The sequence below is a fragment of the Nocardioides panacisoli genome (assembly GCF_039537325.1).
GTDB lineage: Bacteria > Actinomycetota > Actinomycetes > Propionibacteriales > Nocardioidaceae > Nocardioides > Nocardioides panacisoli.
Window position 1 is genome coordinate 65,602 of the sequence record NZ_BAABAH010000001.1, and the last position, 13,401, is coordinate 79,002.

General features: G+C 71.3%; 15 protein-coding genes. 2 read left to right on the top strand and 13 right to left on the bottom strand.

Going from position 1 to position 13,401, the window contains the following annotated elements; translation table 11 throughout:
- Positions 1-2: 2 nt before the first annotated feature.
- On the top strand, positions 3-2,261 hold the full coding sequence (katG, locus tag ABD709_RS00255; RefSeq protein WP_344771752.1) for a catalase/peroxidase HPI: 2,259 nt from the start codon (positions 3-5) through the stop codon (positions 2,259-2,261).
- An 82-nt stretch (positions 2,262-2,343) separates the two neighbouring features.
- On the opposite strand, the gene ABD709_RS00260 is transcribed toward katG, so the two are convergent.
- Genes ABD709_RS00260 through ABD709_RS00270 form a run of 3 tightly spaced genes read right to left on the bottom strand, consistent with a single transcriptional unit; the run spans position 2,344 to position 3,775 of the window.
- Positions 2,344-2,748 carry an arsenate reductase ArsC gene (locus tag ABD709_RS00260; RefSeq protein ID WP_344771753.1) on the bottom strand — a complete coding sequence of 135 codons (405 nt, stop codon included), beginning with the start codon at positions 2,746-2,748 and terminating at the stop codon, positions 2,344-2,346.
- Positions 2,745-3,425, bottom strand: a complete 681-nt coding sequence (locus ABD709_RS00265) for an aquaporin (protein WP_344771754.1) — start codon at positions 3,423-3,425, stop codon at positions 2,745-2,747. Before ABD709_RS00265 ends, ABD709_RS00260 begins: the two co-directional genes overlap by 4 nt.
- Positions 3,422-3,775, bottom strand: a complete 354-nt coding sequence (locus ABD709_RS00270) for a metalloregulator ArsR/SmtB family transcription factor (protein WP_344771755.1) — start codon at positions 3,773-3,775, stop codon at positions 3,422-3,424. Before ABD709_RS00270 ends, ABD709_RS00265 begins: the two co-directional genes overlap by 4 nt.
- Positions 3,776-3,871: 96 nt before the next feature.
- Between ABD709_RS00270 and ABD709_RS00275 the strand changes: the two genes are divergently transcribed.
- Positions 3,872-4,321, top strand: coding sequence for an ArsI/CadI family heavy metal resistance metalloenzyme (locus ABD709_RS00275; protein WP_344771756.1), 450 nt, complete (start codon positions 3,872-3,874; stop codon positions 4,319-4,321).
- Between the two features lie 15 nt (positions 4,322-4,336).
- Here the strand turns inward: ABD709_RS00275 and ABD709_RS00280 are convergent, their stop codons facing one another.
- The 10 genes from ABD709_RS00280 to ABD709_RS00325 form a co-directional block, all read right to left on the bottom strand.
- The gene (locus ABD709_RS00280) at positions 4,337-5,560 is read right to left on the bottom strand and encodes a glycosyl hydrolase (protein WP_344771757.1); all 1,224 of its coding nucleotides are present in this window, start codon (positions 5,558-5,560) and stop codon (positions 4,337-4,339) included.
- Between the two features lie 96 nt (positions 5,561-5,656).
- Positions 5,657-6,028 carry a hypothetical protein gene (locus ABD709_RS00285; protein ID WP_344771758.1) on the bottom strand — a complete coding sequence of 124 codons (372 nt, stop codon included), beginning with the start codon at positions 6,026-6,028 and terminating at the stop codon, positions 5,657-5,659.
- Positions 6,025-8,076: a flagellar biosynthesis protein FlhA gene (flhA, locus tag ABD709_RS00290; RefSeq protein WP_344771760.1), complete on the bottom strand. Its 2,052-nt coding sequence runs from the start codon at positions 8,074-8,076 to the stop codon at positions 6,025-6,027. Before flhA ends, ABD709_RS00285 begins: the two co-directional genes overlap by 4 nt.
- A 90-nt stretch (positions 8,077-8,166) precedes the next feature.
- Positions 8,167-9,315 carry an EscU/YscU/HrcU family type III secretion system export apparatus switch protein gene (locus ABD709_RS00295; protein WP_344771761.1) on the bottom strand — a complete coding sequence of 383 codons (1,149 nt, stop codon included), beginning with the start codon at positions 9,313-9,315 and terminating at the stop codon, positions 8,167-8,169.
- 4 nt (positions 9,316-9,319) lie between these two features.
- Positions 9,320-10,084 carry a flagellar biosynthetic protein FliR gene (locus tag ABD709_RS00300; protein WP_344771762.1) on the bottom strand — a complete coding sequence of 255 codons (765 nt, stop codon included), beginning with the start codon at positions 10,082-10,084 and terminating at the stop codon, positions 9,320-9,322.
- Between the two features lie 9 nt (positions 10,085-10,093).
- Positions 10,094-10,363 (bottom strand): flagellar biosynthesis protein FliQ, encoded by a 270-nt coding sequence (fliQ, locus tag ABD709_RS00305; protein ID WP_344771763.1) that lies wholly within the window; start codon positions 10,361-10,363, stop codon positions 10,094-10,096.
- Between the two features lie 4 nt (positions 10,364-10,367).
- Entirely contained in the window at positions 10,368-11,120 is a 753-nt protein-coding gene (gene fliP / locus ABD709_RS00310) for a flagellar type III secretion system pore protein FliP (protein WP_344771764.1), read from the bottom strand.
- Positions 11,117-11,644, bottom strand: a complete 528-nt coding sequence (locus ABD709_RS00315) for a flagellar biosynthetic protein FliO (protein ID WP_344771765.1) — start codon at positions 11,642-11,644, stop codon at positions 11,117-11,119. The genes fliP and ABD709_RS00315 overlap by 4 nt, the downstream gene beginning before the upstream one ends.
- A gap of 2 nt (positions 11,645-11,646) precedes the next feature.
- Positions 11,647-12,420, bottom strand: coding sequence for a flagellar motor switch protein FliN (gene fliN, locus ABD709_RS00320; RefSeq protein WP_344771766.1), 774 nt, complete (start codon positions 12,418-12,420; stop codon positions 11,647-11,649).
- Complete coding sequence (locus ABD709_RS00325) at positions 12,417-13,364, bottom strand: flagellar motor switch protein FliM (RefSeq protein ID WP_344771767.1); 948 nt, start codon at positions 13,362-13,364, stop codon at positions 12,417-12,419. Before ABD709_RS00325 ends, fliN begins: the two co-directional genes overlap by 4 nt.
- Positions 13,365-13,401: the final 37 nt, after the last annotated feature.

A 13,401-nucleotide genomic window follows, 5' to 3' on the forward strand; every position in this document is an offset into this window, starting at 1 on the left:
ACATGACGAACTCCGACCAGAGCCCCCAGGGCGTCGAGCGCAAGGCAGCGGAGGGCTGCCCGGTCGCGCACGACGGTGCGACGGGGAACGGCAGCGAGAGCGAGAACCCGGCCCTCGACTCGCCCACGCCCAAGACGGACGGGCGGCCCCGGTCGAACTCGGACTGGTGGCCCAACCAGCTCGACCTCTCGGTGCTGCACGCCCACTCCCCGGAGGGCAGTCCGCTTCCGGCGGACTTCGACTACGCCGAGGAGTTCGAGAAGCTCGACGTCGACGCGCTCAAGGCCGACGTCGCGCAGGTCCTGCGCACGTCGCAGGACTGGTGGCCGGCCGACTTCGGTCACTACGGCGGCCTGATGATCCGGCTCAGCTGGCACGCGGCCGGCACCTACCGGATCCACGACGGCCGCGGTGGCGCCGGCGAGGGCCAGCAGCGCTTCGCGCCGCTCAACTCCTGGCCGGACAACGGCAACCTCGACAAGGCGCGCCGCCTGCTGTGGCCGGTGAAGAAGAAGTACGGCCAGAAGATCTCCTGGGCCGACCTCCTCGTCCTGGCCGGCAACGTGGCGCTGGAGGACATGGGCTTCGAGACGTTCGGCTTCGGCTTCGGCCGTGCTGACACCTGGGAGCCCGAGGAGGTCTTCTGGGGCTCGGAGGACACCTGGCTGGGCGACGAGCGCTACAGCGGCGAACGTGACCTCGCCAACCCGCTCGGTGCGGTCCAGATGGGCCTGATCTACGTCAACCCCGAGGGTCCCAACGGCAACCCGGACCCGCTGGCGTCCGCCAAGGACATCCGGGAGACCTTCGCCCGGATGGCGATGAACGACGAGGAGACCGTCGCGCTGATCGCCGGCGGCCACACCTTCGGCAAGACCCACGGCGCCGGCGACGCCGACCTCGTCGGCCCCGAGCCCGAGGCCGCGCCGCTCGAGCAGATGGGCCTGGGCTGGAAGAGCTCCTACGGCAGTGGCAAGGGCGCCGACGCCATCACGTCCGGCCTCGAGGTGACCTGGACGGACACCCCGACCACGTGGGACAACCGGTTCTTCGAGATCCTCTTCGGCTACGAGTGGGAGCTGACGAAGAGCCCCGCGGGCGCCAACCAGTGGGTCGCCAAGGACGCCGAGGAGATCATCCCCGGCCCGGCCCCGGACTCGCCGAAGCGCAAGCCGACGATGCTCACCAGCGACCTCGCGCTGCGGTTCGACCCGACCTACGAGAAGATCTCGCGCCGCTTCCTCGAGGACCCCGACGCGTTCTCCGAGGCGTTCGCCAAGGCCTGGTACAAGCTCCTGCACCGCGACATGGGCCCGGTCTCCCGCTACCTCGGACCGTGGGTCCCCGAGCCGCAGATCTGGCAGGACCCGGTGCCGCCGGTCGAGGGCGAGCTCGTCAGCGACGTCGACGTGGCCGCGCTCAAGCAGACCCTGCTCGACTCCGGCCTGACCGTGCAGCAGCTGGTCAAGACCGCCTGGGCGGCGGCCGCGAGCTTCCGCTCCACCGACAAGCGCGGTGGCGCCAACGGTGCCCGGATCCGGCTCGAGCCGCAGCGGAGCTGGGCGGTCAACGAGCCCGAGCAGCTCGCAACGGTGCTGGCAAGGCTCGAGGAGATCCAGCAGGAGTTCAACGCCGGTGGGAAGAACATCTCCCTGGCCGACCTGATCGTCCTCGGCGGCAGCGCCGCGGTCGAGAAGGCAGCGAAGGACGCCGGTGTCGACATCACCGTGCCCTTCCACCCGGGCCGCACCGACGCCACCCAGGAGCAGACCGACGTCGACTCGTTCGCGGTGCTCGAGCCGCGCGGCGACGGCTTCCGGAACCACGTCGAGGCCGACGAGAAGCTCCCGGTGGAGAAGCTGCTGCTCGAGCGCGCCTACATGCTCGGCCTCACGGCTCCGGAGATGACCGTGCTGGTCGGCGGGCTGCGGGCCCTCGGCGCCAACAACGCTGACAGCAAGCACGGCGTGCTGACCGATCGCGTCGGTGTGCTCTCGACCGACTTCTTCACCAACCTGCTCACCCCCGGCACGGAGGTGCACGCCTCGGAGGTGGAGGAGAACGTCTACGAGATCCGCGACGGGCAGACCGGCGAGGTGAAGTGGACGGCGACGGCGAACGACCTCGTCTTCGGTGCGAACTCGCAGCTGCGGGCGCTGGCCGAGGTCTACGCGAGCGACGACGCGACCGACAAGTTCGTCCAGGACTTCGTCGCGGCGTGGGTCAAGGTCATGGAGGCGGATCGCTTCGACCTGAGGTGAGCGCCCCGGTCTGACCGTCAGATCGCCGAGGCCCGGCGTACCGACCGACCACCCGGGGCGGACGGCGCCGGGTCTCGGCGTCTCAGGCCGCGGTGATGCCGAGCGAGTCGAGGAGCACGCGCACCCGGACCTCGATGTCGTCCCGGATCGGCCGGACGGCGTCGATGCCCTGGCCGGCCGGGTCGTCGAGCGGCCAGTCCTCGTAACGGCGCCCCGGGTAGAACCGGCACTCGTCGCCGCAGCCCATGGTGACGACCACGTCGGACTCCTGGACCGCCTCGCCCGTCAGCACCTTGGGCTGCTCGCCCGCGATGTCCACGCCGACCTCCGCCATCGCCGCCACCGCGACCGGGTTGATCCGGTCGCCCGGCAGCGAGCCGGCGGAGAGCACCCGCACCCTGTCGCCGCCGAGGTGGCGGAGGAAGCCCGCGGCCATCTGGGAGCGGCCCGCGTTGTGGACGCAGACGAAGAGCACGGTCGGGGTCATCGGATCACTTCCTCGGGCGGCTGGTCGGGGAACAGCACCCGGACCAGGGGTACGGCGACGGCGGCGCCCAGCAGCTGGAGGGCCACGAACGCCGGCGCCGACGCGGGGGCGATGCCCGCGAAGGTGTCGGAGAACATCCGGGCGATCGTCACGGCGGGGTTGGCGAACGACGTCGACGAGGTGAACCAGTAGGCCGCGGCGATGTAGCCGCCCACGGCGTAGGCGATCGTCTCCGTCCGGCCCGACCGCAGGCCGCCGAAGACGACCACGACGAGGCCGAGGGTCGCGACCACCTCGGCGACCGCGGTCCCGCTGCCGACCCGGTGGTGCGCCGACAGCGAGACCGGGTCGAGCTCGAACATCAGGTTGGCCAGGACGGTGCCGATCACGCCTCCCGCGACCTGAGCCAGCGCGAGCACGCCCGCGGTGGTCCAGGTGATCCTGCCGAGCACCGCCTCGACCGCGGTGACGGCCGGGTTGAACGATGCCGAGACCGGCTGCAGGGTGAGGATCAGCGCGACCAGCACCGCGCCGGTGGCGATGCTGTTCTCGAGCAGCTGGAGCCCGACGTCGCCGGGAGAGAGGCGTTGCGCCATCACGCCCGAGCCGACGACGGCGGCGACGAGCAGCGCCGTTCCCACCGCCTCCGCGGCCGCCTTGCGACCGAGGTCGCTCACCGGCTGCCGCCGAGCAGCGCGGCGAGGTCGGCGAGCGCCTCTCGTCGTACGGCGTAGTAGACCCAGGTCCCGCGCTTGGCGCGGTCGAGCAGCCCGGCCTCGTGCAGCACCTTGAGGTGGTGGCTGATGGTCGGCTGGGACAGGTCGAACGCCTCGTTGAGGTCGCACACGCACGCCTCGCCGTCCGCGTGCGCGGCGACGAGCGAGAGCAGGCGGAGCCGCACCGGGTCGGCGAGCGCCTTCAGCAGCGGCGAGATCTGCTCGGCGGCCTCGGCGCTCAGCGGCGTCGAGACCAGCGGCGAGCAGCAGGCCACCGTCTCGACCGGCGACAGGTCCAGAAACTTCGACATGGATCAATATTGATAGATGTCGATGTGTTGCCGCAAGATGGGCCCGCCATCACATCGACAATCATCGATATCAACGACAACAACGAAGGAGACACCATGTCCCGCCTGCAGCTCGCCCTGAACGTCGACGACCTCGAGGAGTCGGTCGCGTTCTACTCGAACCTCTTCGGCACCGCCCCGGCCAAGCGCAAGCCCGGTTATGCGAACTTCGCGATCACCGAGCCGCCGCTCAAGCTGGTCCTGGTGGAGAACACCGGTGCCGGGGGCACCATCAACCACCTCGGCGTCGAGGTCGCCGACACCGACGCGGTGGACGCGGAGCAGACCCGGCTGGGCGAGGCCGGTCTCGCGTCGGTCGACGAGCGGGGGACGACCTGCTGCTACGCCAAGCAGGACAAGTTCTGGGTCGAGAACGCCCCCAACGGCGAGCGCTGGGAGATCTACACCGTGCTCTCCGACAGCGAGACCTTCTCGGCGCCGTCGGACAGCGACACCTGCTGCGGCGTCCCGATGGCCGAGGCCGAGCCGGCCGCGAGCTGCTGCTGAGGCCGCCGGGCGGGCTCAGGGGGTGACGTTGATGAGCCCGTCCGCGTTCGAGGTGGCGAGCCACGACGTGCCGCCGGTGAGCGAGGAGAGCTGCTTGACCCCGGCGACCCAGGATCCGTCGGTGTTCGTCGGGTCGGGGTCGCCGTCGTCGAACCAGAACATGCCGTAGGAGGGTGACTGCCACCCGTTGGCGAACGCGGCCGAGATGAGGGTCGACGTGATCACGTGCGGGTCCCAGTTGCCGTTGCTGTTCGACGGCCCCACCTCCCCGAGCGCCATCCGCGGCGCGTGGTGGGCCACGTCGAGGTAGGAACCCAGCTCGAGGACGTCCGTGTCGTCGGCGTGGGCCTCGAAGTCATAGCTGGACAGGCCGGCGATGTCATAGGCCGGGCTGCCGTCGGAGAAGGTGGGCAGGATCGAGACCGGGCTCGCGGCGTTGTAGTTGTCGGCCGGCACGAAGGAGTAGCCCCACAGCACGTTGTGGATCCCGTGCTTGGACCAGGCGCGCTGCTGGACCAGCCGGAACAGCTTCCGGACCCCGCTCTTCCACTCGCTGCTGCCGCCGTGGGAGTTGTTGCAGCCCCACCAGAACCAGAAGCTGTTGGCCTCGATCAACGGTCGGAAGATCGTCGCGACGCCGTGGCTCTGCAGCTCGAGGAGGTACGGCGCGACCTTGGTGTCGAACTCCTTGAGGAAGGCCTTGCGCTCCGGCGTGCCCTTGGTGAGCACCTGCTTGACGACCTTCGGGCCGGGCTGCCGGTGCGCCTCGGCGCCGGTCCTCGGGTTGTGCGGGTACCAGCTGGTGACCAGCACGGTCGGCGTGCTCGCCTGCGCCTTTGCGATGAGGTCGGGGAGCACGTCCTCGTTGTACTCGTGCCGCACGGCGTAGTCCCACTCGTTGGTGGTCCAACCGAGCACCCGGATCCGGGTCGCGAGCCCGCCGAGGGTGGTGACCGGGCCGAAGGGGTCGTCCCCGTTGACGTTGAGCTGCTGGCCGGCAGTCATCTGGCCGGCTCCCGACCAGCTGTCGAGCAGCGCGGCGAGGTCGATCGCCGACTGGGTGGCGTGCGGGTCGGCCACCTGGACGGCGAGCCGCCGCCTCGCCGCGGCGGGGGCGGCGAGCGCGGCGTCGCCCCGTGCCGAGCTGCCGAGCAGGACGGCGGGGACGGTGAGGGCCGAGGCGCGGAGCACCGATCGGCGGGACGTGCGGAACGCGGGACGCGGGTCCTCGTGGGCCATCGCAACCACCTCGGCGGTCGGTCGGTTTCGGGTACCGCGAGGCTAGGTCAGTCGGATCCGTGCCGCGACGGGTCGACCTGATCCGCGGGCGATGGTCTAGACCTGCTGCTGCTCCGTCGGCCTCAGGTCGAGCGACTCGTCGCCGAACGCCGTGAGCAGGGTCGTCGCGGGCTCGTCGTCGACCGGGTCCGCCTCCTCGCGTGCGGACGCGGCCGGCGCCGGCGTGGCAGGGAGTGCGCGCGTCGGGGCGGGTGGTGCCTCGCCCGACAGGATCGGCCACACCCACCGGACCGCGGCGGCCAGGGCGACGCAGCCGACGGCGACGACGAGGTAGCGGGTGAGCAGGTCGGTGAGGCTGACCATCCCCTCGGCCAGCCGGAAGCCGGCGGGCACGCAGACGACGAGGGCCGCGAGCAGCAACCAGACGTCGACCAGTCCCGGAGGCACCTGGCCCGGCGGGCGGTTCATGCGACACCCACCGCGAGGGCGGGCTCGTTGGCCTCACCGACGATGCCGACCGAGCGGACCTGCCGGGCGGTGCCGAGCTCGGTGTAGGAGAGGACCGGCAGCCGCGGGACGGCGGGAGCGACGAAGCGGCGGACCGCAGGCCGCAGCTGGGGCGCGCAGGCGAGGACCGGACGATGGCCCTGGTTCTCCGCTGCCGTCGACAGCTGGGCGATGCTGACGAGCAGCCGCTGGGCGAGGTCCGGATCGAGTGCGAGCACCGCGCCGTGCTCGGTCTGCCGGACGTGCTCGAGCATCCGCTGCTCGAGGAGCGGCTCGAAGCTGACGGCGTGCAGGGTGCCGTCGGTGACGTACGCCGCCGCCAGCGAGGGGTCGAGGGCGGCCCGGGCGGCCTCGATCAGGCCGTCGAGGTCCTTCGACGTCGCTGCCCGGACCGAGAGCGCCTCGAAGATCCGCACCAGGTCGCGGATCGGCACCGCCTCCTCCAGCAGCGCGCGGAGCACGGCCTGGATCTCGCCCAGCGAGAGCTGCGTCGGCGTGAGCTCCTCCACCACCACGGGGTGGGTGCGCTTGACGACGTCGGCCAGCAGCCGCACGTCCTCGCGGCCGAGCAGCCGGGCGGCGTGGGTGTGCACGACCTCGGCGAGGTGCGTGGTGACGACGGACGCGCGGTCGACGACCGTCGCGCCGCCGACCTCGGCCTGGTGCCGGAGCTCGGCCGGGATCCACTTGGCCTCCAGACCGAAGACGGGCTCGTGCGTCGGCGTACCGGGGAGGGAGCCGAGGAAGTCGCCGATCGCGAGCACCGTTCCGCGCGGCGCCTCACCGCGGGCGACCTCCGCGCCGAACAGCGTGATCGCGTAGGTGTGGAGCGGCAGCTCCATGTTGTCGCGGGTGCGGACCGGTGGGATGACGATGCCGAGCTCGCCGGCGATCTTGCGGCGCAGCGCCTTGACGCGGTCGAGCAGGTCGCCGCCGGAGCGGGAGTCGACGAGGTCGATCAGGTCGGCGGACAGCTCGAGTCCCAGCGGGTCGACGCGGATCTCGGCGGCGAGCAGCTCGGGAGAGTCCGGTACGGCGAGCTCCGCCGTGCCCTCCGCGACGTCGGCCGCGCCCTCGGGGTTCTCGTCGACGCGGCTGGACAGCAGCAGCATCGCGCCCCCGGCGACGATGAACGGGATCTTCGGGAGGCCGGGGATCAGGCAGAGCACCAGCGCACCGGCACCGGCCACCCGGAGCGGGAGCTGGCGGGCGAGCACCTGGCCGACCAGGTCGGAGCCGAGGTCGGAGTCGGCGACCGAGCGGGTGACGATGAGGCCGGTCGCCGTGGACAGCAGCAGGGCCGGGATCTGGGAGACCAGACCGTCGCCGATCGACAGCAGCGAGTAGGTGTTGATGGCCTCGCCGAACGGCATGCCGTACTGCGCGACACCGATCGCGAGGCCGCCGATCAGGTTGACGAGCGTGATCACGATCGCGGCGATCGCGTCGCCCTTCACGAACTTGGACGCGCCGTCCATCGCACCGTGGAAGTCCGCTTCGGCGTGCACCTCGGCCCGCCGGCGCCGCGCCTCATCCTCGTCGATGAGGCCGGAGTTGAGGTCGGCGTCGATCGCCATCTGCTTGCCGGGCATCGCGTCGAGGGTGAACCGTGCACCCACCTCGGCGACCCGGCCGGCGCCGTTGGTGATGACGACGAACTGGATGACGAGCAGGATCGCGAACACGATCAGGCCGACGATCAGCGAGCCGCCGACCACGAAGTGCCCGAAGGTGTCGATCACCTTCCCGGCGAAGCCGTTGAGGAGCACCAGCCGCGTCGCGCTGACGTTCAGCGCCAGCCGGAACAGCGTCATCATCAGGATGACCGACGGGAACGCCGCGAACTCCAGCGGCTTGTGGATGAACATGGCGACCATCAGCACGAGCAGCGCGCCGGTGATGTTGAGCGCGATCAGCAGGTCGAGGACCATCGCCGGCAGCGGCACCACGAGCATCGCCACGATGAACACGATGCCGACGGGGATGGCGAGCTTGGGCAGGCTCTTCACGCCACAGCCTTTCCGGGGGGTCGTCTCGAGAGGCGGCCGTCCGTGGCTGCGGGTGGCGCGGATCCTTGCGCCGACCCCCTCATCGGCCGGTCAGCCGAGCTCCTGAGGGATCCGCCTCCGCCGACGCGCGGCGAGCAGCACGTCGGGCAGCTCGGCCTCCGTGCGGGGCGTGCGGTGCTCGCCGCCGTACTGGCCGTGCGCCCGCCGGCTGATCACGAACGCCAGCACCTGCGCGACGGCGGCCCAGAGCTCGCGCGGGATCTCCTGCCCGACCTCGGTGGACCGGTAGATCGCGCGGGCCAGCGGTACGTCGCGCACCATCGGCACCCGCTCCTCGACGGCGCGTTCGCGGATCTTGGTCGCGATCGCGCCGGCGCCGCGGGCGAGGACGCGCGGCGCCCCCTGCTCGGGGTCGTAGCGGAGGGCGACGGCGACGTGCGTCGGGTTGACGAGGAGGACGTCGGCGTCGGCGATGTCCTGCATCATCCGCGATCGTGCCGCGGCGAGCTGGCGGCTGCGGATGGCGCTCTTGACCAGCGGGTCGCCCTCGGACTGCTTGTGCTCCTGCTTGATCTCCGCGTGGCTCATCCGGATCTGCTTGCCGATCCGGCGACGCTGCATGGCGTAGTCGGCGGCGGCCATCACCAGGCCGGCGACGCCGATCGTCAGGAACAGCCGGGTGGCCTGGGAGGAGACCTCCTCCAGGACGACGGGGATCGGTACGACGCCGCCGACCAGCGGCATCATCGCGTGGACCGCGCCCCAGGCGAGCAGGGCGACGACGCCGCTCTTCACCAGCATCTTCGCGCCCTCCCACCAGGCGTGCGGTCCGAAGAGGCGCTTGGCACCGGAGAACGGGTTGAGCTTCTTGGGGTCGGGCTTCGCGAGCTTCGGCGACAGGTAGAAGCCGCCCTGGGCGATCGCCGCGACGACGCCGACCACCATGATCATGCCGCCGAGCAGCACGAGGGCCAGGAACGCCTGCCTCGCCACGTCGCCGAGCAGGCTGAGCGCGAGCGGCACCGACGGGTTCTCGACCGAGGTGAGGCTGGTGATCAGCGCCGTCCGCAGCGAGCCGAGCTCGTGGCGCAGCAGCGGTCCGATCGCGAGGGCGACGACGAGCAGGCCGAGCCAGCTGCCGAGCTCAGGCGTGCGCGGGACCTGGCCGTCCTTGCGGGCCTGCTTCTTGCGCTTGGGTGTCGGCTTCTCGGTCTTCTCGCCGCTGTCGCTGCCACTCATCGGCTCACCCGCCCACCATCGTGGCCATCGCCTCGTTGGCGAGCTCGACGACGCGGTCGGTCACGTGCGGGAGCATCGGGAAGGACAGGCCGAGCAGCAGCAGCGTGAGGCCGACCTTGGCGGGGAACATCACGTTGAACGCGTTGAGCTGGGGCGCGACCTTGGTCAGCAGCGCGAGCGCCAGGTCGGACACGAAGAGCACCGCGACGAGCGGCAACGCGATCTGCACCGCGACGGTGAAGAACATCGAGAACGCCGTCACCAGGACCTGCGGCCAGCCGTCGATCGCGGGCATCCCGGTGAGCGGCAGGAAGCGGAACGTGCTCAGCAGCCCGCCGATGACGAGCAGGTGCCCGCCGGTGACCATCAGCAGCGCGATCGCGATCATCTGGTGGAACCGGCCGAAGACGGTGTTGCTGTTGAGCCCCAGCGGGTCGAACGCCTGCGCCAGGGCGAAGCCGCCGAACACGTCGACCAGCGAGCCCGCCGCCGCGATCGTCGAGAACAGCAGCATCGTCACGTAGCCCATCGCGAGGCCCACCGCGACCTGCACGACCGCGCTGGTGAGCAGCGCGACGGTGTCCTCGGGAAGCGGCTGGTCGGCGAGCGTCGGCGCGACCGCGAGCGAGAGCCCGACGGCGAGGATCACCTTGGCCGGCGCCGGGATGCCCTTGCTGGAGAAGGGCGGTACCACGGCCAGCCACGCGATGATCCGCAGCGAGCCGAGGAGCAGGGCGGTGTACGACGCTCCGTCGACGGTGATCGTCATGGCACCGCCTCAGCTCAGCAGCCCGGGGATCTGGTCGAAGAGGTCCTGGGTGAACGAGATCAGCGTGTGCAGCATCCAGTTGCCGGAGAACAGCAGCGCCGCCCCGACGCCGACCAGCTTCGGCACGAACGAGAGCGTGAACTCCTGGATCTGGGTCATCGACTGGAACAGCGAGATCGCGAAGCCGATGACCAGCGCGGTGAGCAGGATCGGCGCGGACAGCTTGAGCGCGACGGTCATCGTCTGCATCGCGATGTCGATGACGTTGGTGTCGGTCATGACGTCAACCCCCGCCGCCGTACGACGAGACCAGCGCCTTGATGATCAGCGCCCACCCGTCGACCATCACGAAGAGCAGCAGCTTGAACGGCAGCGACACCATGACCGGCGGCATCATCATCATGCCCAGACTCATCAACGCCCCGCTGACGACGATGTCGATCACCAGGAACGGGATGAAGACGATGAACCCGATGATGAACGCGTCCTTGAGCTCGGAGAGGACGAAGGCCGGGATGAGGGTGGTCGTGGGGACGTCGTTCCGGTCCTCGGGAAGGTCCTGCTTCGCGACGTTGGTGAGCAGGGACAGCTCGTCGTCGTCGGTGTTGTCGAGCATGAACTTCCGCAGCGGCTCCATGCCGTCGTGGAAGGCCTGGGTCGTGGTCTTGTCGCCGTGCAGGTAGGGCTGCACGCCGTCGTGGTTCACCTGCGACACGACCGGGGACATGATGAACAGGCTCAGGAACAGCGCGAGCCCCGCGAGGACCTGGTTGTTGGGCGTCTGCTGGAGGCCGAGCGCGTTGCGGGTCAGGCCGAGCACCACGAGCACCTTGGTGAAGCTCGTGCAGGTCAGCACGATGGCGGGCAGCAGGCTGAGCAGGGTCAGGGCGAGGATGGTCACCAGGCTGCTGCTGGGCTTGTCGGTCAGCCCGCCCAGGTCGATCTGCACGGACGACCCGCCGTGCCCGTGCGGACCGCTCGGTCCGTGCGGCCCCCCGGGGGCGAGGAACACGACCGCCGTGGCGATCCGGTTCACGAGGCTTCCTGCTCCGGTGCCGACTCGTCGTCCGCCGTGGTCGAGCGGGATCCGCCGAACGCCGCGAACGTCTGCTTCCACGTCTGCGGCGAGAGGATCGACCCGGCCAGCGCGCCGTCGTACTTGACGGGCGCCCTGCGGGGGTTGTCCGGCGTCGCGAGGCCCGTCAAGCCCGGTGAGTCACCGGTCGACCGGTGCTTCCCCGCCGACTCCACCTCGGCCAGCCCCACCTCGTCGAGCCCCACCTCGTCGAGCCCCACCTCGTCCGGCTCCACCTCGGCGAGCAGCGTCACCTGGTGCTCGGTCGTGCCGAGCACCAGCACCCGCGTGCCGACGGTGACGACGGCGACGCCGCTGGAGCGGGTGAGCGACTGCCGGCAGACGACCTGGACGGCGGCGCCGGCCGGCGCCTTGAACCGCCGGTTGACGAGCCGGGCGAGCAGCACCAGCAGGCCGACGACGACGGCGAGGGACCCGAGCAACCGGATCCCCAGCTCCGCCGTGCTGGCGTCCCCGCTGCCCATGCTCAGGCCGTCGCAGCGGCGTCGACGATCTCCGTGACCCGCAGGCCGAAGTCCTCGTCGACGACCACGACCTCGCCGCGGGCCACGAGCCGGCCGTTGACCAGCAGGTCGGCCGGGCTGCCGGCGGCCCGGTCCAGCTCGAGCACCGCCCCGGGCGTGAGCGCGAGCAGGTCGCGGACGGTCATCCGGGTACGGCCGAGCTCGACGGTCACCTCCATGTCGACGCCGTGCAGCATCTCCAGGCCGCGGACGGCGGGGATCGACGGCGGAGCGGCTCCGAAGGCGGGCACGAACGGCTGGTCCAGCGGGGCGATCTCGGGCACCTCGACGACCGGCTGGCGCGCACCCTCGAGGCTCGCGGTGGGCACCAGCACGGCCGCGTCGATGCCGACTCCGATCAGGGGCACGGTCACGAACTCGCCGAGCGCGGTCGGCAGCGCGGCGCCGTCGCCGGGCAGGTCGAGCACGGTGGCCGGGCGGGCACGACCGCCGAGCCGCTCGGCCGCGGCGTCGAGAGCGGGCTGCACGGCCGCCGCGAGGTCCAGCTCGCCGAGCGGGCTCGCGGCCAGGGCGGCCACCAGCTCCGGGCCGACGAGCACGACGACCTGGCCAGGCACGCCGTCCAGCGCGGCGACCGCGCCGCCGGCGAAGGCGTCGGCGACGTGCGAGGACCCCGGCTGCTCGGGACCCGTGGTGAGCGGGGTGACCGACGGCAGCTCGGCCGCGGCCGCCTCGGCGACGGCGACGGCGAGGCCGGTGTCAGGAAGGGCGCTCATTGGTTCTGCTCCTTGGGGGTGTCCACGATGAGGGCGGCCAGGCGCTGGCCGCGGGTGCCGGGAGTGGCGTGAGCGAAGGTGTTGCCGGCGACGGTGACGTCCAGCGGTGCGGACGCCGGGTGACTCAGCCGCAGCACGGAGCCGGCGGAGAGGCCGGTGAGGCTGGCGGGGTCGAGGACGATCGGGCGGAACCGCACCGCGACCGACACCGGCACCCGCGCGAACTGGTCCTGCAGCAGCTGCGCCGAGCGCTCGCGCAGGGCGCGCTCGCGGTCGGAGACCGCGCCGGGGCTGGTCGCGTTGGTCAGGTGGGGGAGCAGGCCGCTGAACGGCAGGCACACCGTCATCCGGTGGCCGCGCTCGTCGATCTTCAGCTCGAAGGTGACGACCACCATCACGTCGGCGGCGCCGGCGACCTGCGCGAACTGCGGGCTGTACTCCACGCCGGTGACGGTCGGCTCGAGCGCCACGATCGGGGTGAGCGAGTAGCGCATCTCGCCCAGCAGCCGGTCGATCAGGCCGCGGATGACGCCGTCCTCGATCTCGGTCAGCGGCCGGTCCGGCTGCTCCTCGGACCCGGGGCCGCCGAGCATGTGGTCGACGCACGACATCGTCGCGAACAGCGGGATCTCCAGCACGCCGGTGCCCGGCATCGGCTCCGCCGAGAAGAGGGTCATGAACGTCGACGCGCCGAGGCTGTCGACGTACTCCGCATACGTGCGCTGCTCGATGTCGACGAGCGTCACCGTGCAGACCGTGCGCAGCGAGCTGGTGAACACCGTGGTCGCCGTGCGCGCGAAGCCGTCGAAGCCGAGCTGCAGCGTCCGCTGGTGCTCGCGCGAGAGCTGGATCGGCCGCCGGAAGTCGTACGGCGTGGGGTCGACGGTGCGGGTGCGCCGTCGCGACCTGGCCGTGGGAGTCGCGGGCGGCGGGACGGTGCTCACAGCAGGACCATCGGTGCGGAGGTCCCAGGACCTGAGC

Bases quoted from the DNA above. Each gene is read 5' to 3' on its own strand.
- ABD709_RS00260 (WP_344771753.1), bottom strand. From the start codon at position 2,748: ATGACCCCGACCGTGCTCTTCGTCTGCGTCCACAACGCGGGCCGCTCC.
- ABD709_RS00285 (WP_344771758.1), bottom strand. From the start codon at position 6,028: ATGAACCGCCCGCCGGGCCAGGTGCCTCCGGGACTGGTCGACGTCTGG.
- ABD709_RS00295 (WP_344771761.1), bottom strand. From the start codon at position 9,315: ATGAGTGGCAGCGACAGCGGCGAGAAGACCGAGAAGCCGACACCCAAG.
- ABD709_RS00275 (WP_344771756.1), top strand. From the start codon at position 3,872: ATGTCCCGCCTGCAGCTCGCCCTGAACGTCGACGACCTCGAGGAGTCG.
- ABD709_RS00280 (WP_344771757.1), bottom strand. From the start codon at position 5,560: ATGGCCCACGAGGACCCGCGTCCCGCGTTCCGCACGTCCCGCCGATCG.
- fliN (WP_344771766.1), bottom strand. From the start codon at position 12,420: ATGAGCGCCCTTCCTGACACCGGCCTCGCCGTCGCCGTCGCCGAGGCG.
- ABD709_RS00300 (WP_344771762.1), bottom strand. From the start codon at position 10,084: ATGACGATCACCGTCGACGGAGCGTCGTACACCGCCCTGCTCCTCGGC.
- katG (WP_344771752.1), top strand. From the start codon at position 3: ATGACGAACTCCGACCAGAGCCCCCAGGGCGTCGAGCGCAAGGCAGCG.
- fliQ (WP_344771763.1), bottom strand. From the start codon at position 10,363: ATGACCGACACCAACGTCATCGACATCGCGATGCAGACGATGACCGTC.
- ABD709_RS00270 (WP_344771755.1), bottom strand. From the start codon at position 3,775: ATGTCGAAGTTTCTGGACCTGTCGCCGGTCGAGACGGTGGCCTGCTGC.
- ABD709_RS00315 (WP_344771765.1), bottom strand. From the start codon at position 11,644: ATGGGCAGCGGGGACGCCAGCACGGCGGAGCTGGGGATCCGGTTGCTC.